This window comes from Streptomyces sp. NPDC019937 (assembly GCF_040631655.1).
Lineage (GTDB): Bacteria > Actinomycetota > Actinomycetes > Streptomycetales > Streptomycetaceae > Streptomyces.
Genome location: NZ_JBEYAL010000001.1, coordinates 414,017 through 440,011 on the forward strand (window position 1 = coordinate 414,017; position 25,995 = coordinate 440,011).

General features: G+C 71.9%; 23 protein-coding genes and 1 pseudogene. 18 read left to right on the plus strand and 6 right to left on the minus strand.

Annotated features, from left to right (window positions below; all coding sequences use genetic code 11):
* Positions 1-29: 29 nt before the first annotated feature.
* Positions 30-1,178, plus strand: a complete 1,149-nt coding sequence (locus ABZ562_RS01655) for an MFS transporter (RefSeq protein WP_361472414.1) — start codon at positions 30-32, stop codon at positions 1,176-1,178.
* On the opposite strand, the gene ABZ562_RS01660 is transcribed toward ABZ562_RS01655, so the two are convergent.
* Both ABZ562_RS01660 and ABZ562_RS01665 read right to left on the minus strand, forming a co-directional pair.
* Positions 1,175-1,399: a helix-turn-helix transcriptional regulator gene (locus tag ABZ562_RS01660; RefSeq protein WP_361472417.1), complete on the minus strand. Its 225-nt coding sequence runs from the start codon at positions 1,397-1,399 to the stop codon at positions 1,175-1,177. The genes ABZ562_RS01655 and ABZ562_RS01660 overlap by 4 nt on opposite strands.
* Positions 1,399-1,896: a DUF2975 domain-containing protein gene (locus ABZ562_RS01665; RefSeq protein ID WP_361472420.1), complete on the minus strand. Its 498-nt coding sequence runs from the start codon at positions 1,894-1,896 to the stop codon at positions 1,399-1,401. Before ABZ562_RS01665 ends, ABZ562_RS01660 begins: the two co-directional genes overlap by 1 nt.
* Before the next feature lie 78 nt (positions 1,897-1,974).
* Here ABZ562_RS01665 and ABZ562_RS01670 point away from each other — a divergent pair, with 78 nt between their 5' ends.
* The 11 genes and pseudogenes from ABZ562_RS01670 to ABZ562_RS01720 all read left to right on the plus strand — a co-directional run bounded on the left by ABZ562_RS01670 (position 1,975) and on the right by ABZ562_RS01720 (position 13,431).
* Positions 1,975-2,601 (plus strand): TetR/AcrR family transcriptional regulator, encoded by a 627-nt coding sequence (locus tag ABZ562_RS01670; RefSeq protein WP_361472423.1) that lies wholly within the window; start codon positions 1,975-1,977, stop codon positions 2,599-2,601.
* Between the two features lie 141 nt (positions 2,602-2,742).
* The gene (locus ABZ562_RS01675) at positions 2,743-4,572 is read left to right on the plus strand and encodes an NAD(P)/FAD-dependent oxidoreductase (protein WP_361472426.1); all 1,830 of its coding nucleotides are present in this window, start codon (positions 2,743-2,745) and stop codon (positions 4,570-4,572) included.
* Complete coding sequence (locus ABZ562_RS01680) at positions 4,569-6,215, plus strand: hypothetical protein (protein ID WP_361472429.1); 1,647 nt, start codon at positions 4,569-4,571, stop codon at positions 6,213-6,215. The genes ABZ562_RS01675 and ABZ562_RS01680 overlap by 4 nt, the downstream gene beginning before the upstream one ends.
* Before the next feature lie 20 nt (positions 6,216-6,235).
* Positions 6,236-7,006 (plus strand): SDR family NAD(P)-dependent oxidoreductase, encoded by a 771-nt coding sequence (locus ABZ562_RS01685; RefSeq protein WP_361472432.1) that lies wholly within the window; start codon positions 6,236-6,238, stop codon positions 7,004-7,006.
* A gap of 161 nt (positions 7,007-7,167) precedes the next feature.
* On the plus strand, positions 7,168-7,830 hold the full coding sequence (locus tag ABZ562_RS01690; RefSeq protein ID WP_361472435.1) for a TetR family transcriptional regulator: 663 nt from the start codon (positions 7,168-7,170) through the stop codon (positions 7,828-7,830).
* Positions 7,831-7,930: 100 nt separating this feature from the next.
* A complete protein-coding gene (locus ABZ562_RS01695; RefSeq protein WP_361472438.1) occupies positions 7,931-8,131 on the plus strand; it encodes a ferredoxin in 201 nt (66 codons plus the stop codon).
* Positions 8,132-8,193: 62 nt separating this feature from the next.
* A complete protein-coding gene (locus tag ABZ562_RS01700; protein ID WP_361472551.1) occupies positions 8,194-9,387 on the plus strand; it encodes a cytochrome P450 in 1,194 nt (397 codons plus the stop codon).
* A 127-nt stretch (positions 9,388-9,514) separates the two neighbouring features.
* Positions 9,515-10,765 (plus strand): amidohydrolase, encoded by a 1,251-nt coding sequence (locus ABZ562_RS01705; protein ID WP_361472441.1) that lies wholly within the window; start codon positions 9,515-9,517, stop codon positions 10,763-10,765.
* A gap of 135 nt (positions 10,766-10,900) precedes the next feature.
* Positions 10,901-11,059: pseudogene (locus ABZ562_RS01710) on the plus strand (Lrp/AsnC family transcriptional regulator); the annotation flags it as partial.
* Positions 11,060-11,171: 112 nt separating this feature from the next.
* A complete protein-coding gene (locus ABZ562_RS01715) occupies positions 11,172-12,512 on the plus strand; it encodes a PHB depolymerase family esterase (RefSeq protein WP_361472444.1) in 1,341 nt (446 codons plus the stop codon).
* A 130-nt stretch (positions 12,513-12,642) separates the two neighbouring features.
* The gene (locus ABZ562_RS01720; protein WP_361472447.1) at positions 12,643-13,431 is read left to right on the plus strand and encodes a fumarylacetoacetate hydrolase family protein; all 789 of its coding nucleotides are present in this window, start codon (positions 12,643-12,645) and stop codon (positions 13,429-13,431) included.
* 103 nt (positions 13,432-13,534) lie between these two features.
* Here ABZ562_RS01720 and ABZ562_RS01725 read toward each other — a convergent pair whose 3' ends face one another.
* Positions 13,535-14,218, minus strand: coding sequence for a TetR family transcriptional regulator (locus ABZ562_RS01725; RefSeq protein WP_361472450.1), 684 nt, complete (start codon positions 14,216-14,218; stop codon positions 13,535-13,537).
* Positions 14,219-14,386: 168 nt separating this feature from the next.
* Here ABZ562_RS01725 and ABZ562_RS01730 point away from each other — a divergent pair, with 168 nt between their 5' ends.
* From ABZ562_RS01730 to ABZ562_RS01750, 5 genes are read left to right on the plus strand one after another with little or no spacing between them, the layout of a single operon-like run.
* A complete protein-coding gene (locus ABZ562_RS01730) occupies positions 14,387-15,583 on the plus strand; it encodes a family 1 glycosylhydrolase (protein WP_361472453.1) in 1,197 nt (398 codons plus the stop codon).
* Between the two features lie 31 nt (positions 15,584-15,614).
* Complete coding sequence (uidA, locus tag ABZ562_RS01735) at positions 15,615-17,399, plus strand: beta-glucuronidase (RefSeq protein ID WP_361472456.1); 1,785 nt, start codon at positions 15,615-15,617, stop codon at positions 17,397-17,399.
* 31 nt (positions 17,400-17,430) lie between these two features.
* Positions 17,431-18,744: an MFS transporter gene (locus ABZ562_RS01740; protein ID WP_361472459.1), complete on the plus strand. Its 1,314-nt coding sequence runs from the start codon at positions 17,431-17,433 to the stop codon at positions 18,742-18,744.
* Between the two features lie 38 nt (positions 18,745-18,782).
* Positions 18,783-21,491, plus strand: a complete 2,709-nt coding sequence (locus ABZ562_RS01745) for a family 78 glycoside hydrolase catalytic domain (protein WP_361472462.1) — start codon at positions 18,783-18,785, stop codon at positions 21,489-21,491.
* Positions 21,478-22,293, plus strand: coding sequence for an SDR family NAD(P)-dependent oxidoreductase (locus ABZ562_RS01750; RefSeq protein WP_361472465.1), 816 nt, complete (start codon positions 21,478-21,480; stop codon positions 22,291-22,293). Before ABZ562_RS01745 ends, ABZ562_RS01750 begins: the two co-directional genes overlap by 14 nt.
* Here ABZ562_RS01750 and ABZ562_RS01755 read toward each other — a convergent pair.
* Entirely contained in the window at positions 22,286-23,500 is a 1,215-nt protein-coding gene (locus ABZ562_RS01755; RefSeq protein ID WP_361472468.1) for an MFS transporter, read from the minus strand. The two genes, ABZ562_RS01750 and ABZ562_RS01755, sit on opposite strands and share 8 nt — an antisense overlap.
* A gap of 96 nt (positions 23,501-23,596) precedes the next feature.
* Here ABZ562_RS01755 and ABZ562_RS01760 point away from each other — a divergent pair, with 96 nt between their 5' ends.
* Positions 23,597-24,184: a TetR family transcriptional regulator gene (locus tag ABZ562_RS01760; protein WP_361472471.1), complete on the plus strand. Its 588-nt coding sequence runs from the start codon at positions 23,597-23,599 to the stop codon at positions 24,182-24,184.
* Between the two features lie 14 nt (positions 24,185-24,198).
* Here the strand turns inward: ABZ562_RS01760 and ABZ562_RS01765 are convergent, their stop codons facing one another.
* Positions 24,199-24,780, minus strand: a complete 582-nt coding sequence (locus ABZ562_RS01765; RefSeq protein ID WP_361472473.1) for a TerB family tellurite resistance protein — start codon at positions 24,778-24,780, stop codon at positions 24,199-24,201.
* Between the two features lie 142 nt (positions 24,781-24,922).
* Complete coding sequence (locus ABZ562_RS01770; protein ID WP_361472476.1) at positions 24,923-25,909, minus strand: WYL domain-containing protein; 987 nt, start codon at positions 25,907-25,909, stop codon at positions 24,923-24,925.
* Positions 25,910-25,995 lie beyond the last annotated feature (86 nt).

Genomic DNA, 25,995 nt, shown 5'->3' on the forward strand with positions numbered 1-25,995 from the left:
ACAGCACACCCGGTGATGACCATGACGGGGTGCCCAGAAACAGATCCATCATCATGCTGTCCGTCGGCCATGCCTGCGTGGACGTCTACCAAGGCGCCGTCGCGTCCCTCGTCCCGTTCTTCGTCGCCGAGCGCGCCTACGGCTACGCCGCCGTCTCGGGCGTCGTGCTCGCCGCGTCGCTGCTGTCGTCGGTGGCCCAACCGGTGTTCGGCGCGCTCACCGACCGCTGGGCGATGCCCTGGCTCCTGCCGGTGAGTACGGTCCTCGGCGGACTGGGGATCGCCCTGAGCGGGGTGAGCGGTTCCTACGGCTGGACGCTGGCGTTCGTGGCCGTGTCCGGGGTCGGGGTCGCCGCCTACCACCCCGAGTCCGCCCGTGTGGCGCGGCGCGTCAGCGCGGGCAGCCACACCGCGATGAGCTGGTTCTCCCTCGGCGGCAACCTCGGCTTCGCCACCGCGCCGCTCATGGTCGGCGCCGTCGCCGCCTGGGGCGGTCTGCGGCTGTCGCCGCTGCTCGTCGTACCGGCGCTCGTCGGCAGCGTGCTGTGCCTGCCGGTGCTGCGCGCCCTGGACGGGCCGGTGCGCGGGGGCTCCGGCACCGCGGTGGCGCCGGGCGCCGACGACACCGCCTCGTTCGTGAAGCTGGCGCTGGCCGTGATCTGCCGGTCCATCGTCTTCATCGGCCTGAGCACCTATATCGCGCTCTACGCGCGAGCGCGTCCGGGCGGCAGCACGGCGGCGGGTACCGCGGCGCTGTTCGTGCTCTACCTCGGCGGCGCGGTGGGCTCCGTGCTGGGCGGCCATCTGGCCGACCGCTGGGGCCGGGTCACCGTGGCCCGCTGGTCCTACCTCGTCACGGTCGCCGCCGTCGCGGGGGTCGTGTTCGTACCCGGTCCGGCGCTCCACCTGTTCGTGGCGCTGACCTCCGTCGGCCTGTACGTCCCCTTCTCGCTGCAGGTCACCCTCGGCCAGGACTATCTGCCCACCCGCGTCGGCACCGCCGGCGGAATCACCCTCGGGCTGACCGTCAGCGTCGGCGGCCTGGTCACCCCGCTCATCGGCAGCGTCGCGCACGCGACCTCGCTGCGAACGGCCCTGGCCCCGCTGATCGTGATGCCCGCCCTGAGCTGGCTGCTGTTCCGCACGCTGCCCGAACCCGCCGCGCCGGACACCCCCTAGGGGATGTCCTGAGCCTCGTCGGGTACGTAGCGCAGCACATCCCCGGGCTGACAGCCGAGGGTGCGGCAGATCGCGTCGAGCGTCGTGAACCGCACCGCCTTCGCACGGCCGTTCTTCAGCACGGCGACGTTGGCGGGGGTGATACCGACGGCGGCGGCGAACTCGCCGACGGACATGTGGTGCCGGGCGAGCTGGACGTCGAGGTCGACAATGATCGCCATCAGACGACCTCGGCGATCTCGGTCTGCAGATCCGTCGCCTTGCGCAGCAGGCCTCGCATGATGACGATGAGCATCGCGAACGACGCCCCCACACCCGCGCTCGCGGTCGCGGCGAACAGCGCGCTGATGGCCTCCATGCCGTCGTCGGGGGAGGGGATGCTCGCCATGGCGAGATGGCCGGTGACCCCGATCGCCAGCAGCGTCGCCACGACCGAGGACCCGATGATGATGTCGACCCAGCGGAACGCCCGCGGGGTGAAGATGGCGCCCCGGCGGACCATGTCGAGCAGCATCCACGTGGCGACGAGCGCGACTTGGACGCAGGCGACGCCGAGGATCGCCACCGTCACGTAGGGCGTGGCGAAGGGGGCGTACGGCGGGAACCGGTCGACCTCGTCGGCCGCCGTCGTCGGGATGACGACGATCTGCCCGAAGAGACCCAGCAGGATCGCGGCGGCGATTCCGGCCCGCAGCGCGGCGATGAAGAGTCGATGCATCTATCGATTCTCGATCGGTATCTATCGAAAGTCAATCGACGCCTTCCCGGTTCGAACCGGTGAAGTACGGTCTGCGGAGTGACGAACCAGCGAAAGCCACGGGGTCCGTACCGCAAGAGCGCGGAACGACGGGAACAGATCCTCCAAGCCGCCTACGAGGCCATCGACGAGCACGGCGAACGAGCCTCCCTGCAGGACATCGCCGACCGGGTCGGAGTGACGCAGCCCGCGCTGACGTACTACTTCCCCACCCGCGACGACCTGCTTCTCGCGGTCCTGGAGCGGCGCGATGTGCTGGGCAAGGCGTTCGCCCGTGCCGCCGGAGACGGTGAGACGGTGGTCGACGGCGTGGTGGCGGGCGCCCGCCTCATCACCGGCCACCCCGGGGTGGCCAAACTGTGCGTCACGCTCTCGGCTGCCGCCACCGATCCGGGGAGCCCCGTGCACCGTCACTTCGCCGAGCGCTACCGGGGTCTCGCGGCCGAGGCCACGCAGGACCTCGAGAAGGGGCAGCGGGCCGGTGAGATCCGCGCCGACGAACCGGCCGACCATCTGGCCAGGGCGGTCGTGGCGGTGATGGACGGTCTGCAGATCCAGTGGATGCACGACCCCACCGTGGACATCGCCGCGATCGCCGAGACGTTCGCCCGGATGCTGGTGCCCGCGGACACCTCCGGGCAGGAGGCCGCCCCGGCCGGCCGATGAGCCGTCTCCCGTACGGCGGCCCCGCGGACTTACTGGCTTCGCGCTAAATTTTTAGGTGATAGATTTTCGGCGTCCGACTCCCGGTGGCGCGCCGACGAGCACGGCGGCCGCCGATGGACCACAGAGAGGAAGAGGACGCCGATGTCCGCCCCGAACACCTCCTCCACCCCACCCCGGCCGCCGCAGGACCTGGGATTCGACCCGGAGGCCCTGCGCGCCCGCTACCGCGCCGAACGCGAGCGCCGGATACGCCCCGACGGCAGCACCCAATACCGGGGCGTCGGCGGCGAGTTCGGCTACTACGCCGAGGACCCCTACGCCGACGCCGAGTTCACGCGGGAGCCGCTGCGCGACCGGGTGGAGGTGGCGATCGTCGGCGGCGGGTTCGGCGGTCTGCTCGCCGCCGCCCGGCTGCGGCAGGCGGGCGTGGAGTCGATCCGGGTCATCGACAAGGGCGGGGACTTCGGCGGCACCTGGTACTGGAACCGCTACCCGGGCATCCACTGTGACATCGAGTCCTACATCTACATGCCCCTGCTGGAGGAGGTCGGCTACGTCCCGAAGTGGCGCTACGCGCCGGGGGAGGAGATCCGGCAGCACGCGCGGGCCATCGCGCGCCACTTCGGACTCTACGAGGACGCCTGCTTCCAGACCCAGGTGACCGAACTCCGCTGGGACGACGACCAGGTGGAGTGGACCGTCGCCACCGACCGCGGCGACCGCATACGGGCCCGGTACGTCATCACCGCCACCGGCACCCTCAGCCAGGCCAAACTGCCCGGCATCCCCGGCATCGAGACCTACCGGGGCCACACCTTCCACACCAGCCGCTGGGACTACGACTACACCGGCGGCGACGCGGACGGCGGACTGCGCAAGCTGGCCGACAAGCGCGTCGCCCTCATCGGCACCGGCGCCACCGCCATCCAGGTCGTGCCCCACCTCGGCGAGGACGCCCGGCACCTCTACGTGTTCCAGCGCACGCCCTCCTCCGTCGACGTACGGGACAACCGCCCCACCGACCCGGACTGGGCCGCGGCGCTGGGGCCGGGCTGGCAGCGGCACCGCATGGAGAACTTCCTCAAGGTCGTCACCGGCGTCCGGACGGACGAGGACCTGGTGAACGACTCCTGGACCAGCAGCGCCCGGCTCCAGGAGAAGCTGATCCCCACCAACGCCTACGCGGACGTTCCGGCCGAGGACCGGGAACGGCTGTACGAGATAGCCGACTTCCAGAAGATGAACGAGATCCGGGCCCGGGTCGAAGCGGTGGTCGAGGACCCCGCGACGGCCGAGAAGCTCAAGCCCTGGTACCGCTACATGTGCAAGCGGCCCACGTTCAGCGACCACTACCTCCAGACCTTCAACCGGCCCAACGTCACCCTCGTCGACACCGCCGACACCCACGGCGTGGAGCGGATGACGGAGACCGCCGTCGTGGTCGGCGGCACCGCGTACGAGGTCGACTGCGTCATCTTCGCGACCGGCTTCGAGGTGGGCGTCTCCGGGATCCTCTCCGGGCGGCTGCCGGTGTACGGCAGGGGCGGCGTGCCGCTCTCCGAGGCCTGGGCGGACGGCCCCAAGACGCTCCACGGTTTCTGCACTCACGGCTTCCCCAACCTCTTCCAGCTGGGCCCGCTGCAGAACGCGGCCTCCGTGAACTTCGTCCACGTCCTCGACGAACAGGCCCACCACGTCGCCGAGATGGTCACCGAGGCCCGCAAGCGCCGGGCCCGGTACGTCGAACCGACCTCCGCGGCCCAGGACGCGTGGCTGGCCGCCCTCCGGGAGAACGCCCCCGACCTGCACGCGTTCCAGGCGGAGTGCACCCCGGGCTACTACAACAACGAGGGCATGCCGCACAAGCGCAACGCGTACGCCGACGGGCCGGTCGCCTTCCACGACCTGCTCCGGCACTGGCGCGCCGGCGGTGGCATGGACGATGTCCTGGCCGGGGCGGAGGAAGCGTGAGCGCGCGGGGCCGCAACCGCTTCGGCGGCACCGTAGGCGACACGGCCGTCTCCGCCTCGCACCCGCGCGCCCGGCGGCTCAACCCCCCGAGCCCGCTGTGGGGTTCGAACGGTGTCGCCTTCGGCCCGGACGGGCGGCTGTACGTCGCCCAGTACCTCGCCGGGCAGATCAGCGCCGTCGACCCGGCCACCGGGGACGTCGAGGTGGTCGTCCCGATGGACGGCCCGGTGCAGTCCCCGGACGACCTCGCCTTCGGCGCGGACGGGTCGATGTACATCGCCGACCTGATCCCCGGCCGTGTGTGGCGGCGCGGCCCGGAGGGCGCGTACACCGTGGTCTCGGACGAGGTGAAGGTGGTCAACGGCATCACCTGCGTCGGGGACCGGCTCTTCGTCAACGAGATGCGGCCCGGCGGCCGGCTGCTGGAGCTGTTCCCGGACGGCGGCGAGCCCGTGGTGCTCACCGAAGGGCTCGCCCTCGGAAACGCCATGCAGCTCGGCCCGGACGGCCTGCTGTACTACCCGCACATGATGACGAACCAGGTCTGGCGGATCCCGCCGGACGGCGGTGTGCCCGAGGTGGTCGCCGAGGATGTGCACCAGCCGGTCGCGGTCCGCTTCGACCAGGGCGGGGTGCTGCACGTCCTCTCGCGCGGGGTGGAGGGCATCGTCACCCGGATCGACCTGTACGGCAGCGGCTCCCGCACGCTCGTCACCAGCGGCCTGGTGGGTCTGGACAACGCGGCGTTCGACGCGGAGAACCGCATGTTCGTCTCCAGCTACGCCAGCGGCGGCATCACCGAACTGCACCCCGACGGCCGCACCCGGGAGATCGTCCCGCGCGGACTCGACGGCCCGTACGGTGTGACGGTCGACCTCGGCGGCACGGTGTACGTGGCCGACCACTACCGGCTGGCCGGCCCGGCGCCGGTCGACGAGGGCGAGCCGGTCACCGCCGACGCGGCGGGCGAGGAGGGCGGCGTCACCTCGCTCACCCTGATGCCCTTCGTCCACGGCGTGACCACCGCGGGCGGGCTCGTCCACTCCACCTCCCAGTACGGCGACGTCCACACCCACGACCCCGAGCAGCGGACCACCCGGCAGCGGGTGACGGGCCTGAACGAGCCGGTCGGCATCGCCGTGGGACCGGACGGCTCACTCGTCGTCGCGGAGGCGGGCGCCGGGCGGGTCGTGTCCATCGACGACGGCGACACCGTCACCGTCCTCGCCGAAGGGCTCGGCCACCCGGTGGACGTGGACTTCGACGCCGGGGGACGGTGCCATGTGAGCGACGACCGGCTCGGGGCCGTCCTGCGGATCGATGAGGACGGGACGACGGCGGTCGTCGCGGACGGGCTCGGCGCGCCTCAGGGGCTGGCGGTCCTCGGCGACACGCTGTTCACCGTGGAGACCGGGCCGCGCAGGCTCACCGCGATCTCGCTGAGCACCGGGGAGCGCCGGACCGAGGCCGAGGACCTGCCCGTCGGACAGCCCCCGGGCACCGCTCCGCGCACCGCGCCCGCGCTCTTCGCCCACGGCATGGTCGGCGCTCCCCGCCCGTTCGCCGGACTCGCCACCGGCCCGGACGGCTCCCTCCTGCTGTCGGCCAACGGGGAGGGGGCGGTATGGCAGCTGAGGCCTTGACACAGGGAGAAGGTGGTCACATGACCAGCACCGCGGGTCTTGAAGGGCGCGGTGTCGTCGTCACCGGCGCCGCGTCCGGAATCGGCAGGGCCACGGCCCTGAAATTCGCGCAAGGTGGCGCGAAGGTGCTGGTCGCGGATGTCGACCGGGCGGGCGCCGAGGCGGTCGTCGGGGAGATCGAGTCCGCCGGGGGAACCGCCCTCGCGGTCGTCGGCGATCTGAGCGATCAGCGGGTGGTGGACGACGTGGCCGGGCGGGCCGTCGAGGCCTTCGGCGGCGTGGACGTGCTGGTGAACAACGCCGGGATCATGGACCGTATGTCCGCGCTCGGCGAGACCGACGACGCCGAGTGGGAGCGGGTCATACGGATCAACCTGACGGCGCCGTTCCTGCTGACCCGTGCGGTTCTGCCGCACATGCTGGCCGCCGGGCGCGGGTCGATCGTCTTCACCGCGTCGGAGGCGAGCCTGCGCGGCAGTACGGCGGGCGCCGCGTACACCGCTTCCAAGCACGGCATCGTCGGCCTGGTCAAAAGCCTGGCCGTCATGTACCGGGGGCAGGGCATCCGCGCCAATGCCATCGCTCCCGGCCCCACCGCGACCGCCATCCGGGTGGATGCCGCCGAGGAGGCCCATGGGCCCGCCGTGGTGGGGCAGTTGATCGGCGCCACCATGGGCCGGTTCGGGTCGGCGGAGGAGCAGGCCGACGCCATCGTCTTCCTGGCCTCCGACGCCGCCTCGTTCGTCAACGGCGCCGTGCTCCCGGTCGACGACGCCTGGGCGGCCGTCTGACGGCAGGAGGCGGGCGGCGTCTCGTCCGGGTCGGCGGTGTGATCGCGTACTGATTGCGTACGCTTTCCCCGTTCGACCTCGCCGACCCGGCCGAGGATCCGCGGTGGCCTGGGGGACGGGCCTTCCGCGGACCAGTGTGATGTCCCGAAGTGGTGGTGGCGATGGCCGGCAGGGTGCGGCGGGACGAGCAGGTCAGCGCGACACGGGAAGCGCTCCTGGACGCGGCGGAGCGGCTGTTCGCCGAACGCGGGGTGCACGCGGTCGCCAACCGCCAGATCAGCACGGCCGCCGGGCAGGGCAACAACGCCGCGGTCAGCTATCACTTCGGCACCAAGACCGACCTGGTGCGCGCCCTTGCCCGCAGGCACGCCGAGAAGATGGAGGCGGGGCGGCTGCGCATGATGGCCGAGATCGGCGACTCCACCGATCTGCGGGACTGGGTGGCCTGCGCGGTCCGCCCGGTCACCGGGCACCTGGAGGCCCTGGGCACGCCCAGCTGGTACGCCCGGTTCATCGCCCAGGTCACGGCCGACCCGGCCCTGCGGGCGGTCACCGTCGAGGAGTTCGCGGCCGGATCGCCGTCGATGCGCGCGCTGCAGGAGGGCCTGGAGCGCTGTCTGCCCGACCTTCCGGCCGAGGTGCACGCCGAGCGCGCCGCCATGACACGCCACTTGATCACGCAGATGACCGCGGAACGGGAACGCGCGCTCGCGAACAACGCGCCGACGTCCAGGGCCAGTTGGCGGGAGACGGCGAACGGTCTGATCGATGTCATCGTCGCCCTCTGGCGGGCGCCGGTCACCAGCGATGCCGGGGTGGCTTGATCAAGAGGGTTGTCCAAGATCGTTTAAACCGTTCGCTTGACTGGATTAAGTCGTCGGGTTTACCTGTGCGGGTCAACGAACCGACGAAGGGGCATCCGCGATGAAGGTCACGGTGGACGACGAGAAGTGCTGCGCTGCGGGCACCTGCGTGATGATCGCGCCGGAGGTGTTCGACCAGCGCGAGGAGGACGGCATCGTGATCCTGCTCGACGCGACGCCCTCCGAGGACCAGCACGAAGCGGTGCGTGAGTGCGCGCAGGTGTGCCCCGCGGGCGCGATCCAGGTCAGCGAGGACGCGTGACCGGCACCGTGCGCGCCGCAAGCGCCGAGGGCGGCGAGGGCGCCGAACTCCCGGAATTCCCCATGCCCAGGGAGCGGGGATGCCCCTTCGACCCGCCCCCGGCGTTCCGCGCGCTGCGGGAGAAGGGCCCGCTCACCCGGGTCCGGCTCCGGGACGGCAGCACCCCGTGGGTGGTGACCCGGTACGCCGAGCAGCGGACGCTGCTGTCGGACCCCAGGCTCAGCGCCGTCCCCGCCCTGCCCGGCTTCCCGCGCCCGGAGCGGGGTTACGCCGATGACCAGGAGGCGCCCGCCGACGGCCACGGCCTCAGCTTCATCACCATGGACGACCCCGAGCACGCGAGGCTGCGCCGGATGGTCACCGGGCCGTTCACCATCAAGCGGATGGAGGCCATGCGCCCGGCCGTCCAGAAGATCGTCGACGACCGGATCGACGACCTGCTGGCCGGGCCGAACCCGACGGACCTGGTCGAGGCCTTCGCCCTGCCGGTGCCGTCCCTGGTCATCTGTGAACTGCTCGGCGTGCCCTACGACGACCACGCGTTCTTCCAGGCCAACAGCAAGGCCATCATCACCCGCTCCTCGACGCCCGGGCAGCGCGCCGAAGCCAACGGCCGGCTGAGCGCCTACCTCGGCCGACTGCTGGACACCAAGCGCGACACCCCCGGCGAGGACGTGCTGTCCGACCTGGCCGCGAAGGTCGAGGACGGCGCGCTGACCCACCGGGAGGCGACCTCGATGGCCGTGCTCCTGCTGTTCGCCGGGCACGAGACCACCGCCAACATGATCGCCTTGGGCACCCTGGCCCTGCTGGAGAACCCGGACCAGCTGGCCCGCCTCCGGGACGGCGGCGATCCGGAGCTGGTGGCGGGCGCGGTCGAGGAACTGCTGCGCTACCTGCACATCCCGCACCTCGGGATGCGCCGGGTCGCCCTGGAGGACATCGAGGTCGCCGGTCACACCATCCGCGCCGGCGAAGGGCTGCTGCTGCTCAACGAGATGGGCAACCGCGACCCCGACATCTTCCCCGACGCCGACCGGCTCGACCTCGACCGCGACGCCCGCCGTCACATCGCCTTCAGCTTCGGCGTGCACCAGTGCCTGGGCCAGCCGCTGGCCCGCATGGAACTCCAGGTCGTCTACGGCACGCTCTACCGGCGCGTCCCCACCCTCCGTCTGGCCACCGGCCTGGACCGGATCCCCTTCAAAGACGACTCCTTCGTCTACGGGGTCCACGAACTGCCCGTGACCTGGTGACGCCTTAGGGGGACCCGCCTTCCGGCAGGCGGGACGCGGCCGTCGATCGCTGTGCTCATGGTGTCTCACCTCGGCGCAAGGCGGACTCGCACGGGAGGCCGTACACCGAGGGGAAGAGAGGCCACTGGTGGACTGTGAGCAGCTTGTCGCGTTGCGCCGGGAACTGCACCGGAATCCGGAGCCCGCGTTCGTGGAGTTCGGCACGGCGGCCCGGATCGAACAAGCCCTCGAGGGCCTGCCGATACGCGTCCTCACGGGGAAGGACGCCCAGGATCTCTCCGCCGTCGTCAACTTCCCGGCCCCGGAAACCCTGGACACCTGGGCGGCCCGCGCGGCCGATTCGGGGGCCCCGGAGGACCGGGTCCGGTACTTCCGGGAGAACGGCACCGCGCTGGTCGTGGACCTGGTGGGCACCCGCCCCGGGCCACGCTGGGGGCTTCGCGTCGACATCGACGCGCTGCCGATGCGCGAATCGTCCGATGCCGCCCACTTCCCGGTGGCCAACGGGTTCGCCGCCGGATATGGCGCCATGCACGCATGCGGCCACGACGCCCACGCCACCATCGGCGTCGGCCTGCTGCACCGGCTGGCGGACCGCGACTTCGCGGGTTCGCTGAGGGTTCTGTTCCAGCCCGCCGAGGAGGGGGTCCGGGGAGCGCAGACGATGATCGACGCCGGGGTGGCCGACGAGATCGATCACATGCTCGCGGTGCACATGGCCGGGGACACGGCCGTCGGCGGGGTGGTCGGGAGCTTCACCGGCGGCCTGGCCACCCGCAAGCTGAAGGTCGGCTTCGAGGGCAAGGCGTCCCACGCGGCCGGGGCGCCGGAAGCCGGACGCAACGCGCTGCTCGCGGCGGCCACGGCCGCGCTGGGCATCATGGGAATCCCGCGCTTCAACTCCGCGGACACCCGGCTCAACGTCGGCACGCTCGTCGCCGGTGACGGAGTGAACATCGTGCCCTCCTCCGCGGTGATGACGTGTGAGGCCCGGGCGACCGATGACGGCATCGTCGACGAACTGGTCGACCGGGTCCGCGCGATCGTGGAGGGCGCGGGCCTGGCACACGGGGTGCGCACGAGCGTCGTGGTGATGGGCCAGTCCGCCACCGTCACCCCGGACGACCAGATGATCGACCGCATCGTGGAGGTCGCCACCGCCCATGACGATGTCACCGAGGTCGTCCGGACCCGGGCGTTCTCGGGCAGCGACGACGCCAACCTCCTCATCAGGCACGTCCAGCAGCGCGGGGGCATGGGCGCGTATCTGCTGGTCGGAGCGGGCAGCCCGGGCCCGCACCACAGCGAGACCTTCGACGTCGCCGAGGAGGCGATCCCGACCGCGATCGACATCCTCGCCTCGCTGATCCGTACCTGAGTGCACACGCGTAGCCGATACCGGCCCGGAACCCGTGCTGCCAGGCCAGGGCGTCGGCCAGTTCCAGCCTCGTGATCTCCTGTCCGCGCCGCACCCGACGCCGAGCCGTCCCGGCTCCCGGCCGGCCATCGCGGCCAGGCCGCCCGGCGGCTGCCCCGCCTGACCATCGACGACCGTTCGCCGGTCCTGCGCACGGTCGAACACATGGGGCGGCTGCTCGACGAGGAGGGCCGCTCCGTGGGGATCGTCCCGCTGCCCTGTGGGGTGCCACCGGCCGTGGGAGCGCTTCCATGACGGTCGTGTTCATGCCACGATGCTGCGCGGGCAGGCCGCGTACGGGGGCGTTCCGCGGCGGCGTGTCCTGATCACGATCGATCCGTCACCGCGATCAGGAAGGGATGAGGACGTGTCCTTATCGACCCGCACCACCCCGCGAGGACCACGGCGTTCGGTGCCCGTCACCCTCGCCGGAGCGCTGATCTCGTTACTCGCGGTCCTGCTGCTGGGCGCGCCCGCGGCCTCGGCGGTTACGGCCGCCACCGAGACCCCCGCCGGGACCAAGGCCCCCACCGCGGCGCTGACCGAGATCAAGAACTTCGGCACCAACCCCAGCAATCTCCAGATGTACCTGTACGTCCCGGACAAGGTCGCCCCCAACCCGGCCGTGGTGGTGGTCGTGCACTACTGCACGGGTTCCGGGCCCGCGATGTACTCCGGCACCGAGTTCGCCTCGCTGGCCGACCGGTACGGCTTCATCGCCGTGTACCCGTCCGTCACCCGCGCCAGCAAGTGCTTCGACGTCTCCTCACCGCAGGCGCTGCGCCGTGACGGCGGGAGCGATCCGGTGGGCATCAAGTCCATGGTCGACTGGACGGTCCGTACGTATCACGCCGACACCGGCAGGATCTTCGCCACCGGCACCTCCTCCGGCGCGATGATGACCAACGTCCTGCTGGGGGACTACCCCGATGTGTTCGCGGCGGGCTCCGCGTTCGCGGGGGTGCCGTTCGCCTGCTTCGCCACCACCAACGGGTCGGAGTGGAACAGCGACTGCGCGAACGGCGCCATCACCCGCACCCCGCAGCAGTGGGGCGATCTGGTCCACGGCGCCTACCCTGGTTACAGCGGGCCCCGGCCACGCATGCAGCTGTGGCACGGGACCGAGGACGCCACCCTGCGCTACCCCAACTTCGGGGAGGAGATCAAGCAGTGGACGAACGTGAAGGGGGTCGGCCAGACCCCGGCCCGTACGGACTCTCCCCAGTCCGGCTGGACCCGCACCCGGTACGGCTCCACCGGTGACCAGGCCCCCGTCGAGGCCATCAGCCTCCAGGGCGTCGGCCACAACCTGGTCACCAGCGGTATGGCGGCCCGCGTGATCACCTTCTTCGGCCTGGACACAGGCGGCCCCGGGCCCCAGCCCCAGCCGGGCGCCTGCCGGGTGTCGGCCACCACCAGCGCCTGGAGCACCGGCCTGACCACCTCCGTGACCATCACCAACACGGGCCCGAGCACGCTGAACGGCTGGCAGCTGGGCTTCACCCTGCCCTCCGGCCAGACCATCACCGGCGGCTGGGGCGCCACGTACAGCCCCGCGAGTGGTTCCGTGACCGCCACCAACGCCGCCTACAACGGCACCCTCGCCCCGGGCGCGAGCGTCACCATCGGCTACCAGGCCAACCACACGGGCACCACGAGCGCCCCGGGTGACTTCACGCTCAACGGCCAGGCCTGCACGGCCACCTGATGGCGGCCGGTGACCCCCACGGGTCCGTAGCCGCTCCTTGCCACGCCGCGGGCCGCTCGGTGTAGAACGGGGTGGAGCCGGGTCGGGCACTCCCCGACGCGGCGAGCGGCATGGCAACGAGGAGCACGGCATGGCCCTGACCGGCGCACAGCGCGAGGAAGCCGCCCGGCTGCTGCGGGAGGCCGAGCGGCGCGTGACGCCGATCGACCCGCTGTCGGAGCTGCTGCCCGGCCTGACGGTGGCCGACGCCTACGCCGTCCAGCGCGACAACATCACCCGGCGCCTGGCCGCCGGCGCCACGGTCGTCGGCCACAAGGTCGGGCTCACCGCGGCCGCGATGCGGCAGCTCCTCGGCGTGGACGAGCCGGACTTCGGTCATCTGCTGGACGACATGGTCCACCCCGACGGCGGCACCGTACCCGCCGCGCGCTACTGCGCCCCGCGCATCGAACCGGAGATCTGCTTCCGGCTCGCCGAGCCGCTGCGCGGACCGGGCGTCACCGTCGAGGACGTCCTCGCCGCCACCGAGGCGGTCGCCCCGGCCCTGGAGATCGTCGACAGCCGGATCCGCGACTGGAAGATCACCCTGGCCGACACGGTGGCCGACAACGCCAGCTCCGCCGGTCTGGTCCACGGTGCCTGGACACCCCTGGCCGAGGCGCCCGACCTCGCCGCCGTCCTGGTCGACCTGGTGGTCGACGGCGAACGGGTCGCCTCGGGCAGCGGCGGCGAGGTACTGGGCCACCCCGCCGCCGCGGTCGCCTGGCTGGCCAACACCCTCGCCGACTTCGGCACCGCGCTGCGGTCCGGCCACCTGGTGCTGCCCGGCACCATGACCGGCGCCCCGTTCGTCAGCGCGGGCCGGCGGATCGAGGCACGCTTCGGCGGCCTCGGGCCGGTCTCGGTGACCTTCACCTGAGGCGCCCCCACCACCGGCCCGTCCGGATCCGGCGCGCCCGGGCCGGCGGATGTGCTCGGCGGGGACCTGAGGCTCGACGGGCGCGGGCGTCTCATCGACGTGGCTACGTAGCGGGCGGCGGGTCGGCCTTCGCCGATTTCGGGTCCGGCTGTGTGGTCCCCTGCCCGGCGCTGTACTCCCCGGTGTTCCCCTCCCCGGTGTCGAGGACCAGTTCCATGAAGATCCGCAGGAGCCGCAGCACATCGCGCGAGGGATCGAGCAGCGCCTGCATCCGCAGTCCGTCGATCATCGCGAGCACCAGCGTGACCTTGTCGTCGGCGGGCAGCCGGATGCTGTCGGAGGCGGTGGGCAGCGAGCCCTGACGGAAGTGTTCTCGCATGCGGGCGCGGCGCCCGGTGAAGAACGTGTGGGCCGGGTGTTCGGGGTCGGTGGCGGCGATGGCGAGGGCGAGCCAATGCCGCAGGTAGTCGGGGTCGGCGAACTCGTCGCCCAGCACCGCGCCGAGCACGGCCGGGGCCGCGGTGCCCGATTCGGCGATGCGCGTGGCCTGTTCCTCCTCGTCCGCCTCCCGCTGGGCCAGGGCGGCCAGCAGGAGTTCGTCCTTGCCCGAGAAGTGGCGCAGCAGGGCGGCGTGGGTGACACCGGCCCGCGCCGCGATGTCGCGGAGCGAGGCCCGTTCGTACCCGTGCTCGGCGAAACCGGCCAGCGCCGCGCGGACGATCTGCGCCCGGCGGGCCGGGGTGGACGCGTACGGCCCTCGTGGCTCGCCACTGTTCGTAGCGCTCATATCCGTCCGTCCTCCGGCTGTTGGCCCGACGGCCACAGCGGTCACAAATCGGTAAACAGCTCCGCGGGGGCTACCGCGGCCACCCGTCCGGGAGTTTAAATCCACCTTCGAAACGTAACCACAGTGGTTACATTTGGTCGAGGGCCGACCCCGGACAAAGGGATTCCATTGGGCACCGTTACGAAGCCGTTCCTCTGGGGCGCGTCCACCGCTCCGCACCAGATCGAGGGCAACAACGTCAACAGCGACTGGTGGGCGCGCGAGGGGCTGATGCCCGGCATGGAGCGCAGTGGCGACGCGATCGACAGCTATCACCGTTACGAGGAGGACATGCGCCTCCTGGCCGAGGCCGGGCTGAACGCCTACCGCTTCGGCATCGAGTGGGCACGCATCGAGCCCGTCCCCGGACACCTCTCCCGGGCCGAACTCGCCCACTACCGGCGGATGATCGACACGGCCGTGCGGTTCGGCCTCACCCCGGTCGTCACCCTCCACCACTTCACCAGCCCGCGCTGGTTCGCGGAGGAGGGCGGATGGCTCGGTGACCGGGCCGTCGAACGCTTCTCGTCCTACGTCACGGCGGCCACCCGGATCCTCGACGGGGTCCCCTGGATCGCCACGATGAACGAGCCGAACATGCTCGCGATGATGGTCACCGCGGAACGCGACGCGAGGCTGCGGCCCGACGGGGCCTGGCAGAGCCCCACCGTCGACAACCAGCCGCGCCCCATCCTGCCCACCCCGGACCCCGAGGTCGGCGCCCGCCTGGTCGAAGCGCACCACGCCGCGCGGGAGGTCCTGCGGGAGCGTACGGACGCGGCGGTCGGCTGGACCGTCGCCAACCGGGCCTTCGTGGCGCGCCCCGGGGCCGAGGAAACCCTCCACGAGCTGGAGCACATCTGGGAGGACCTGTACCTGGAGGCCGCGCGCGGCGACGGGTTCATCGGTGTGCAGTCCTACTCGAGCCAGTGGGTCTCCCGCGAGGGCATCGAGCCCCATCCGCCGCACCCGGACAACACGCTCGTCGGCACCGCGTACCGCCCCGACTCCCTCGGCATCGCGGTGCGGCACACCTGGGAGGTCACCGGAGGGGTGCCCGTCCTGGTCACGGAGAACGGCATCGCCACCGCCGACGACGAACGCCGCATCGCCTACACCTCCGAGGCGCTGGGCCACCTCTTCGCGGCGGCCGACGACGGCATCGACGTACGGGGCTATCTGCACTGGAGCGCCCTGGACAACTACGAGTGGGGCCACTGGGAGCCCACGTTCGGGCTCATCGCGGTCGACCGGGAGACCTTCGAGCGCCGTCCGAAGCCGAGCCTGGCCTGGCTCGGTGACGTGGCCCGCCGCGGCCGCCCCTGACCCCCCGACCATTCACAGAGAAGAGACATCCGTGCTGAAGCCCCGCGCCACCGCCACTCGTGACCTGGTGAACCTGGACGGTCTGTGGCGGTTCGCCGTCGAGACCGACGCCACCTCCGAGCCATGGCGCGGACGGCTGCCCGGCACCCTCGACGTGGCGGTGCCCGCGAGCTACAACGACCTGTTCGCCGACCCGGCCGTGCGCGATCACGTCGGCCGGGTCTGGTACCAGCGCCAGGTGCGCGTGCCACGGGGGTGGCGCGGCGAGCGCATCGTCCTGCGGTTCGACGCGGCGACACATGCCGCGGTCGTCTACGTGGGAGACGTCCTGGTCGCCGAGCACGTCGGCGGCTACACCCCCTTCGAGGCGGACCTCACCGAGGTCGTGGCGGCCGGGACCGAGTTCCGGCTGACGGTCGGTGTCAGCAACGAACTGAGCAACGTCACGATCCCGCCCGGCACCGTCACCGTGACCCGGGGGCGCAGGACGCAGACGTATCTCCACGACTTCTACAACTACGCGGGCCTGCACCGGTCCGTGTGGCTCTACAGCACCCCCGCCACCCACATCGAGGACGTGACGGTCCGCACCGGCGTGGCGGCCGGAGCCGGATACGCCGACTACCGGATCGCTGCCCGCGGAGATTCCCTCGTACGCGTCCGGGTGCTCGACCACGACGGGACGCAGGTCGCGAGCCACGACGGGGCGACCGGCCGCCTCGTCATCGAGGACGTCCGCCTGTGGCAGCCCGGCGACGCCTACCTCTACGACCTCGTCGCCGAGGCCGTCGACGGGGGAGAGGTCATCGACACCTACACCCAGCCCTTCGGCGTGCGGACCGTCGAGGTGCGGGGCACCGACTTCCTCATCAACGGCGAGCCGTTCTACTTCACCGGGTTCGGCAAGCACGAGGACACCCCCGTCCGTGGCAAGGGGCACGACAACGCCTATCTCGTGCACGACTTCGAGCTGCTGAAGTGGAGCGGCGCCAACTCCTTCCGCACCTCGCACTACCCCTACGCCGAGGAGGTGCTCGACTTCGCGGACCGGCACGGGATCGTCGTCATCGACGAGACGGCCGCCGTCGGGCTCAACCTGGCCGTCACCGGCGGGCTCAGCGGCCGGGCCCCGACACCCACGTTCTCCCCGGACACCTGCAACGACCGCACCCGCGAGGCACACGCCCAGCACCTGCGCGAGCTGATCGGGCGCGACAAGAACCACCCGAGCGTCGTGATGTGGTGCATCGCGAACGAACCGTCCTCCAACGAGGAGGGCGCCCGCGAGTACTTCGAACCGCTGATCTCCCTCACCCGGGAACTCGACCCGACCCGCCCGGTGTCGGTCGCCAACGTCATGTTCGCCACTTACGACAACGACCTGCTCGCCGACCTCCTCGACGTCGTCTGCCTCAACCGCTACTACGGCTGGTACCTGAGCACCGGCGACCTCACCGCCGCCGAGCAGCAGCTGGAGGGCGAGCTGCGCGCCTGGGCGCGGACCCACACCAAGCCCATCATCATGACCGAGTACGGCGCGGACGCGATGCCGGGCGTGCACTCGATCTGGGACCAGCCCTGGAGCGAGGAGTTCCAGCAGGCGCAGCTGGCGATGTACCACCGGGTCTTCGACCGCGTCCCCGAGGTCGTCGGGGAGCAGGTGTGGAACTTCGCCGACTTCCAGACGTCGAACGGCATCCACCGCGTCGACGGCAACCGGAAGGGCGTCTTCACCCGGGACCGCCGCCCCAAGGCCGCCGCGCACACCCTCCGCGAGCGATGGACCCGTACGGGGACCCGCAAGCCCCTCACCTGACCCGAGCCCCCCGCATGACAAAGGAGTCATCGTGGCCGAGAAGCAGAGGGCGGCGGGCCACCCCGGGCCCGATCCCGATCCCGACCCCGGGCCCGCCGTCGTCGCACCCCCACTCGCCCGGGTGAGCACGGGCTACATCACCTGGATGTCGATCGCGTTCTTCGGCTCCTCGCTCGCCTACGTCCTGCCCCTGTCCTACTCGCTCGCGCTGCGCGTCGACCAGCTGGCGCCGGGAAACGAGGAGGTGCTGGGGTATGTGACGGGCACCGCGCAATGCGTCTACCTGGTCCTCAGCCCGCTGATCGGCTTATGGAGCGACCGGTTACGGTCGCCGTTCGGCCGCCGCACACCGTTCATGGTGCTCGGGGCGGTGCTGGGCCTGATCGCGCTGGCCGGTATCGCGCTGGCCCCCAACGTGCCACTGGTCGGGGTCGGCTGGGTGCTCGGCCTGGCCGGCTGGTCCACCGCCGGGCAGGCGATCCAGAACCTGCAGGCGGACCGGATCCCGGAGGAGCAGCGCGGACGGGTATCGGCCCTGGTGGGCCTCAGCGTCCAGGTCGCGCCCGTGCTCGGCATCGGCATCGCCTACGCCCTCGCCTCCAGCGTGTTTCTCGTCTTCGTGGTTCCGGGGGTGCTGGGCTTCGTGCTGCTCCTGCTGTTTCCCCTCATCGAGCGGGAGGGCGGTTCGCGCGATCTGGTGCGTACCAGCGGTGTGACGGCGGGGGAGCTGTTCTCGAGCTACGGATTCAACCCCCGCAAGTACCCCGATTTCGCCTGGAACTGGCTCGGCCGCTTTCTGTTCTTCATGGGCCTGTACTTCAACACCACCTTCGGCACCTTCTTCTACGCCCAGCGGCTCGACCTGCCGGTCAAGGAGGTGGCGGGGATCGTCGCCTCCATCGGCCTGCTCGGCGTCGTCGCGGCGGGCGTCGGTGCGATCGCCGGTGGTTTCCTGTCGGACAAGCTGGGCCGCCGCAGGCTGTTCGCCCTGATCGGCTCGCTGCTCTTCGTCGCCGGGGCGTGCCTCGAGGCGTTCGCGTACTCCTTCGTACCGCTCGTCGTCGGCGGGGTGCTCATGCAGCTGGCCATCGCCGCGTTCGGGGCCGTGGATCTGGCGATCGTGTTCGCCGTGCTGCCCGACCGGGCCCAGGCGGGCCGCTACATGGCCGTCGTCGCGTTCGCGCAGAAGATTCCGAGCGCCGTCGCCCCGCTGATCGCGCCCGCGGTCATCGCGATCGGCGCCACCGGGGCGGACAAGAACTACACCCTGCTCTATCTCTCCGGTGCCGCGCTGGCACTCACCGGTGGCCTGCTGATCATGCTCAAGGTGAAGTCGGTCCGGTGAGGCGGGAGTCGGGCGATGTCGAGGAAGGAGACGAAACGATGCGCGCCGCGCCGTACGACATGAGGATCGACAGCGGGGACGACCGGTTCCCGGTGTCCGGACCCCGCCCGCGGCTGTCCTGGAAGCTTCCGCCCGGTTGGCAGCGGCAGGAGGGCTACCAGCTGGAGGCCCGCGTCCACGGCGCGCGGCGGGAAAGGACCACCCGAAGCTCGGCCACCCATCTGTTCGTCGACTGGCCGTGGCGGGCGCTGCGCAGCGGGGAGCGGGTGGTCTGGCGGGTCCGGGTGCGGGGGCCCGGCGGGCTGTCCGGCTGGTCGGCGTGGCACGCGTTCGAATGCGGACTGCTCGACCAGGACTGGTCGGCCCGGTGGATCTCCCCGGCCGAGGAGGAGCCCCCGGCCGGAGAAGGGCCTTTCGTGGCCGAGGCCCCGCGTGGCGGCGCCCGTCCCGCCTACTCCCTGACGACCGGGTTCGGCGTCCGCGGCGAGGTGGCCTCGGCCCGGCTGTACGCGACCGCGCTCGGCGTGTACGAGGTGTTCGTGGGCGAGGACCGTGTGGGGGACGCGGAGCTGTCGCCGGGGTCCACGTCGTACGACCGCACGCTGTACGCCCAGGCGTCCGACGTCACGGCCTCCCTCCGCCGCGGCGCGAACACGCTCCGCGTCCTGCTCTCCGACGGGTGGTATCGCGGCCGGGTCGGCGCCTTCCGGGAGCCCGCGGGCTGGGGGGACACCCTCGCCGCCCGGCTGGAGCTGCACATCGACTACGTCGACGGCTCGCGGCAGATCGTGCGCACGGACGACACATGGACGAGCGCACACTCCCGGATCATCCGCGCCGGTCTCATGGACGGCCAGACCACGGACTTCACGGCGGCGCCCGGCCCCGCACGGCCGGTGCGCGTCGACGCCGTGGACGCGCCCGCCGTCGACTGGTCGCCCGCGCCGCCCGTGCGCCGGGTGGAGTCCCGGCCCGCCGTCTCCGTCACACAGCTCCCGGGTGGGGAGTGGATCGCCGACTTCGGGCAGAACACCTCGGGCTGGATCGCGCTCGCCGACCTCGGCCCCGCCGGTACCCGCACCGTGATCGACTACGGCGAACACCTCGGCCCGGACGGCGACCTCACGACCGCACACCTGGACGGCGTACGGCCGGGGCAGGACCCCGTGCCGTTCGTGCAGCGCGACGAGGCCGTCTCCTCGGGCACCCCCGGGGAGGTGTTCGAACCACGCCACACCGTGCACGGTTTCCGGTACGCCCGGCTCGACCGCGGTGGCGCGCCGCTCGACGCCCGGAGCCTCGTCCTGCGCGTCGTGCACACCGATCTGCGGGCGACGGGCGGCTTCACCTGCGGCGACGACGACCTGAACCGGCTGCACGAGGCCGCGCGGTGGAGTTTCCGGGGCAACGCGGTCGACGTGCCGACGGACTGTCCCACCCGGGAGCGGATGGGATGGACCGGGGACTACCAGGTGTTCGCGCCCACCGCGGTCCGCCTCTACGACGTGGCGGGCTTCACCCGGAAGTGGCTGCGCTCGGTCCGGGACGACCAGCTGCCCGATGGCCGGATCGCGAACTTCTCCCCGGACGGCCGCCGCATCAAGCTTCATCTCGACGACCAGTTCGCCCTGTTGACCGGGTCGGCCGGGTGGGGCGACGCGATCGTGCTGGTGCCCTGGGTGATGTACGAGACGTACGGGGACCGCGATGTGCTCGCCGAGAACTGGGACGCCATGGTCCGGTGGGTCGAATGGGCGCTGGCGACGGCCCGCACCGCGCGGCACCCCTCACGCGAGGTGCGTTCGGCCGACCCGCTGCCGCATGAGCGGTTCATCTGGGACGGCTCCTTCCACTGGGGCGAATGGGCCGAACCGGCGGCGCGGGCGGACGACGGCACCCTGATCGACCCCGTCGCGTCCGACCCGGTGGCCTGGTACACGGCCGACAAGGGCGAGGTCGGCACCGCGTATCTGCACCGGTCGCTGACCACCCTCGCCGCCACGGCCGCCGTGCTGGGCGCGTCCGGGCACGCCGAGCGCTACGCCGCGCTCGCGGAAGACGTCCGCGCGGCGTGGCAGACCGAATTCCTCGACGCGCGGGGGCACACGAAGGCCGATACGCAGGCGAGCTACGTCCGCGCCCTCGCGTTCGGCCTCATCCCCGAAAACCTGCGCGCCCCGGCGGCCGACCGGCTCGTAGCGCTGATCCACGCGGCCGGTGGCCACCTCGGCACCGGCTTCCTCTCCACCCCGGACCTGCTGCCGGTGCTGGCCGACACGGGCCATGCGGACGTGGCGTACGCCCTGCTGTTCCAGCGGACGCCGCCCTCATGGCTCGCCATGCTCCGGCGCGGGGCGACGACGATCTGGGAGAACTGGGAGGGCATCGACGCCCACGGCGCCGCCTCGGGTTCCCTGAACCACTACAGCAAGGGCGCCGTCATCCGCTTCCTGCACACCCACACCCTCGGCCTGCGGCAGCGGCCGGGCTCCGTCGCCTGGGAGTCGTTCACCGTCGCGCCGGTTCTCCATCCGTCGATCCCCTGGGCGAAGGGCACCTTCGACGGCCCGCGCGGCACGATCGCCGTGGAGTGGCGGACCGACGGGAGCGATCTGCACCTCTCCGTGGATGTGCCCGCGGGATCGACGGCCGAGATCGTCTTCCCGGGCGCCGAGCCCCTCACCGCCGGCCCCGGCCACTTCAGCGACCACCGAACCGTGAAGGGACAACACCATGAGCATTCCTGATGTGTCGGGCAGATCGATTCCGCAGCTCGTCTCGCTCGCCGGGCGGCGCGCCGTGGTCACGGGCGGCGCCCAGGGCCTCGGCGGCGCGATCGCCCACCGTTTCGCCGAGGCCGGTGCCGCCGTCCTCCTCGGCGACCTCAAGGCGGACAAGGCCCGTACCCTGGCCGGTGAACTGCGGGCGCGCCACGGTGTCACCGCGCTCGCCGCCGGGATGGACGTCACCGACGAGGCGTCCGTGGCGGCGACCGCCCGGCGCGCCGTGGAGGAACTCGGCGGTATCGACATCTGGGTGAACAACGCCGGGATCTTCCCCGCCATGCCGCTGCTCCGCATGGACGTCGAGGTGTGGGACCAGGTCATGGCGGTCAATCTCCGCGGGGTGTTCCTCGGCGCCCGCGAGGCGGCCCGCCACATGATCGCCGCCGGTCGGGGAGGCGTCATCGTCAACATCGTCTCCACCGCCGGTTTCAAGGGCGTCGCACCGGGCCTGGCCGCCTACGTCGCGTCCAAGCACGGAGCGCGCGGCGCGACGCGCCAACTGGCCCTCGAACTCGCGCCGCACAACATCCGGGTGCTCGGGGTCGCCCCGACGTACACCGTCACCGAAGGCAACCTCGAAGCCGCCGCTGCCGCCCCGCGATCCGCAACGTTCAGCGGCGACATCGCCGCCATGACCGGCAGCGTCCTCGGCCGGATCGGGGTGCCCGACGACATCGCCCGCGTGGTGCTGTTCTGCGCCTCGGACATGGCGGCGTTCATGACCGGCAGCACTCTGCTCGCGGACGCCGGGGAAATCAGCTGACGGGAGCGGACGGCACGGCCGGCCGGCGGGACGTGGCGAGTGCGAGGAGCGCGGCGAGGGCGATGAGCGCGCAGACCGCACCCCAGCCCAGCTGGACCCAGGCGCGGGTGCCGAGCCACGATCCGGCGCTGCCGCCGAGGAACGAGCAGGTCATGTAGCCGGTGTTCAGCCGGCTGCGGGCGTCGGGCCGCAGGGCGAAGATACGGGCCTGGTTGGCGACCTGGCCGCACTGCACCGCCACGTCGAGCAGCAGCAGTCCGGCGGCCAGCGCCATGAGCCCCACCGCCCCACCCAGCGACCCGGCCGTGAGCACCACCGCGGCGGCGAGCGCTGCCAGGACGCACCACAGGTTCACGCGGTCGGCGCCCAGCCGGTCGACCCAGCGCCCGGCCGCGGGGGCGCAGAACATGCTGCCCGCGCCGATCAGGGCCAGCAGCCCCACGGCCTGGGTGCCCATGCCGTACCGGGGGCCGGTGATCAGCAGGGCCAGCGCGGTCCAGGCGGCGCTGAACCCGCCGAAGAGGGTGACCTGGAAGTACACCGAGCGCCGCAACTCCTTCTCGTCGCGCAGCATCCGCAGGGTGCCGGCGAGCAGCGCCGGGTACCGGTCGCGCACGGCAGGCGCGGTGACGGGCAGGGCGGAACCGAGGACGACGGCGAGCAGCCCGGTGAGGGCGGCGGCGATGAGATACGGGGCCCGCCAGCCCAGATGTTCGCCCAGCACCCCGCCGAAGGTGCGGGCCAGCAGGATGCCGCCGATCAGACCCGCCTGGAGGGTGCCGAGCACACTGCCGCGCCGGTCGGGCTCGACCAGCCCGGCGGCCATGGGCAGCAGGAGCTGCGGGACCACCGTCGCCACGCCGACCACGGTCCCGGCCGCGAGCAGCGGACCGGTGGCCGGGGCGAGACCCGCGGCCAGGAGGGCGAGGCCGGTCACGGTGAGCAGCCCGGTGATCAGCGGACGGCGCGGCAACCGGTCGCCGAGCGGCACCAGCAGGAAGATCCCGGCGGCGTAGCCGAGCTGGGTCACCGTCGCCACGACCGCCGCCGTGGCCGGGGCGATGCCCAGGCCGTCGGCGATGAGCGGCGTCAGGGCCTGCGGGAAGTAGATGTTCGCGACACTGACTCCGCAGGCCAGCGCCATGATCAGGGGCAGCCTCCGCCCTATGCCGGTCGGGCCCGGGGCGGGCGGATCGTTCCGGGACATCACACACTCCTACCGAACGAACTAGATGGTTCGGTCAGTGAGCGTGGCATGCGGGCCGGGGATCGTCAAACGAACCAGTTCGTTACCATCGGGCCCATGGCATACGACTCAGCGGCGACCAAGGAACGCATCCTCGCCGCGGCGGCCTCGGAGTTCGCCGCGCACGGCGTCGCGGGAGCCCGGGTGGACCGTATCGCCGCCCAGGCCAAGGCCAACAAGCGCGCGATCTACGACTACTTCGGCGACAAGAACAAGCTCTTCGCCGCCGTCCTCGAACACGTCCTGGCCGACCTCGCCCGGGCCGTCCCGCCCAGCGACGACCTGCCCGCCTACGCCGAGCGCCTCTTCGACTACCACCGCGCCCACCCCGAGGCGCTGCGCCTGGTCATGTGGGAAGCCCTCGAAATCGGCGACCAGCCCGTCCCGGCGGAGGAGGACCGCACCCGCCACTACCAGGACAAGATCGACGCCGCCGCGTCCGGCGGCCGGAGCGGCCAGGGCGGCGACACGGATGACGCGCGCACCCGCGTGTTCTTCACCCTCGCCCTGGCCGGATGGAGTGTCGCCATGCCGCAGCTGCGGCGCATGGTCCTCGGCCCCGGCCACAGCCTCGACGACCTCCGCGCGGACATCTCCCGGGCCGTGCGGGACCTGTCAAAAGGCCCCGGGCAGCCCGGGGCCTGACGACCTGGCGAAGCTCAGATGCCGAATTCCGTGGGCGCGACCCCGAGGGCGGCGCAGGCCTCACGGATGGCCGCCTGCTCGGACGGCTCGATGTAGCCGTCGGCCCCGGCGATGACGATGCCGGTCTGGATGACCGCGCGGGCCTCGGCCGGCTTCTTCGCCGCCTTGGCGATCTCCTGCAGCGCCTCGGTCTTGCCCAGCTGGAAGTTGGCCACGAGCCGGTCCAGGTTCTTGTTGAACCGCTGCCGGAGCTGGTCCGCCGGGAAGTTCTGCAGGACGTCGTTGGTGGTGATCAGCTCCTCGACGCGCTGCCGCTCCGCCTGCTCGATGTGTCCGTCCGCCGCGGCCACCAGGGCGCACATCGCCATGGTGGCATCGCGGTAGGCGCCGCTCTTCAGCTCGGTCTTGACCGACGCGAGCTGCGACTTGAGCAGCCCGACCAGCTGGGCCTTGGAGCCGCCGGAGGACGAGCCGGACCCGTGGCCACCGTGCGAGCCGGGCCCCTGCTGCCCCTGCCCGAACCCGCCCCTGCCACGGGCGCTCTGGGACTGCTGGAGGTTCTTGGCCTGGTCCTTGAGCCGGTCCCACATTGCCATCGGTGCCACCTCGGCTTCTGTTGCTGCTTGTCCGGTTCTGCTCGTCGGTCGCGCTGCTTCGCGGTCTGTTCAAGGTGAACGCCCCCGGCGGCGACCTGGTTCCCGAAGAGCAAAGTCCACGTAAAAGAGAGGCGGAACGGTGTCAGGACGAGGCGTCGGCGTAACGGCGCGCCAGCCGCGCGAAGGTGTCCTTCAACTCGGCCGGTCCGACGACCTCGACAGCGGCGTCGAACCTGCCGAGATCGGCGGCCAGGCCGACCCATGACCACGAGCCCAGGACGAGCCGGCAGCGGTTCGGGCCCAGCGCCTCGACGACCCCGTCCCGGAGGTGGCGGGACACCTCGGCGGCGGGCAGCCCGAGGATCACCTCGCCGTGGCAGGGCCAGTCGCCGGAGCCGTCCGAGCCCCGGAACCGGGCGGCCACGAAGGCGGCCACATCGCCTCCGGGCAGTGCGCGCGGCGCGAAGCGGGGCCCGGTAGGGGTGCGCGGAGTGATCCGGTCGGCGCGGAAAGTACGCCAGTCCTCGCGGTCGAGGTCCCAGGCGACGAGATACCAGCGCCCGCCCCAGGTCACGAGGTGATGGGGCTGCACCCGGCGCGGCGGAGCCGGTACGCCGCCGTCGGCCACCTCCGGAGGGGACACCGCGGCGTAGTCGAACCGCAGCACCTCGCGGGCGTGGACGGCGGCACCGAGCGCGCTCAGCACGCCACCGCCGACCCGTGCGTCCGGCCTGGCCGAGGGCCGCTCGACGGCGGTGACCTGGAGGGCGTCGATCCGGTGGCGCAGCCGTGCGGGCATGACCTGCCGGACGGTGTTCAGCGCGCGCACCGCGGCCTCCTCGACACCGGCACCCGAGGTGGCGGCGACCTGGAGGGCGACGGCCAGCGCGACGGCCTGCTCGTCGTCGAACAGCAGCGGGGGCATCGCCGTGCCCGCCTCCAGCCGGTACCCGCCGTCGGGACCCTTGAACGCCACGACGGGATAGCCGAGTTCGCGCAGCCGGTCCACATCACGGCGCACGGTGCGCGGGCTGATCCCCAGCCGCTCCGCCAGCAGCGCCCCCGGCCAGTCCCGGCGCGCCTGGAGCAGCGAGAGCAACGACAGCAGACGCGCGGAAGTCTTCGGCATGACCCCATGGTGCCCGCAGAAGCGGACACGTCCTGGCCGCTTCCCCTGCGACGGTTCTCCCGTACGGCATAGCCACACCAACGCGA

What these genes read in the sequence shown, in the direction of transcription:
- ABZ562_RS01660 (WP_361472417.1), bottom strand. Translation starts at nt 1,399, where the DNA reads ATGGCGATCATTGTCGACCTCGACGTCCAGCTCGCCCGGCACCACATG.
- ABZ562_RS01665 (WP_361472420.1), bottom strand. Translation starts at nt 1,896, where the DNA reads ATGCATCGACTCTTCATCGCCGCGCTGCGGGCCGGAATCGCCGCCGCG.
- ABZ562_RS01675 (WP_361472426.1), top strand. Translation starts at nt 2,743, where the DNA reads ATGTCCGCCCCGAACACCTCCTCCACCCCACCCCGGCCGCCGCAGGAC.
- ABZ562_RS01685 (WP_361472432.1), top strand. Translation starts at nt 6,236, where the DNA reads ATGACCAGCACCGCGGGTCTTGAAGGGCGCGGTGTCGTCGTCACCGGC.
- ABZ562_RS01690 (WP_361472435.1), top strand. Translation starts at nt 7,168, where the DNA reads ATGGCCGGCAGGGTGCGGCGGGACGAGCAGGTCAGCGCGACACGGGAA.
- ABZ562_RS01695 (WP_361472438.1), top strand. Translation starts at nt 7,931, where the DNA reads ATGAAGGTCACGGTGGACGACGAGAAGTGCTGCGCTGCGGGCACCTGC.
- ABZ562_RS01700 (WP_361472551.1), top strand. Translation starts at nt 8,194, where the DNA reads ATGCCCAGGGAGCGGGGATGCCCCTTCGACCCGCCCCCGGCGTTCCGC.
- ABZ562_RS01720 (WP_361472447.1), top strand. Translation starts at nt 12,643, where the DNA reads ATGGCCCTGACCGGCGCACAGCGCGAGGAAGCCGCCCGGCTGCTGCGG.
- ABZ562_RS01725 (WP_361472450.1), bottom strand. Translation starts at nt 14,218, where the DNA reads ATGAGCGCTACGAACAGTGGCGAGCCACGAGGGCCGTACGCGTCCACC.
- ABZ562_RS01745 (WP_361472462.1), top strand. Translation starts at nt 18,783, where the DNA reads ATGCGCGCCGCGCCGTACGACATGAGGATCGACAGCGGGGACGACCGG.
- ABZ562_RS01750 (WP_361472465.1), top strand. Translation starts at nt 21,478, where the DNA reads ATGAGCATTCCTGATGTGTCGGGCAGATCGATTCCGCAGCTCGTCTCG.
- ABZ562_RS01755 (WP_361472468.1), bottom strand. Translation starts at nt 23,500, where the DNA reads ATGTCCCGGAACGATCCGCCCGCCCCGGGCCCGACCGGCATAGGGCGG.
- ABZ562_RS01760 (WP_361472471.1), top strand. Translation starts at nt 23,597, where the DNA reads ATGGCATACGACTCAGCGGCGACCAAGGAACGCATCCTCGCCGCGGCG.
- ABZ562_RS01765 (WP_361472473.1), bottom strand. Translation starts at nt 24,780, where the DNA reads ATGGCAATGTGGGACCGGCTCAAGGACCAGGCCAAGAACCTCCAGCAG.
- ABZ562_RS01770 (WP_361472476.1), bottom strand. Translation starts at nt 25,909, where the DNA reads ATGCCGAAGACTTCCGCGCGTCTGCTGTCGTTGCTCTCGCTGCTCCAG.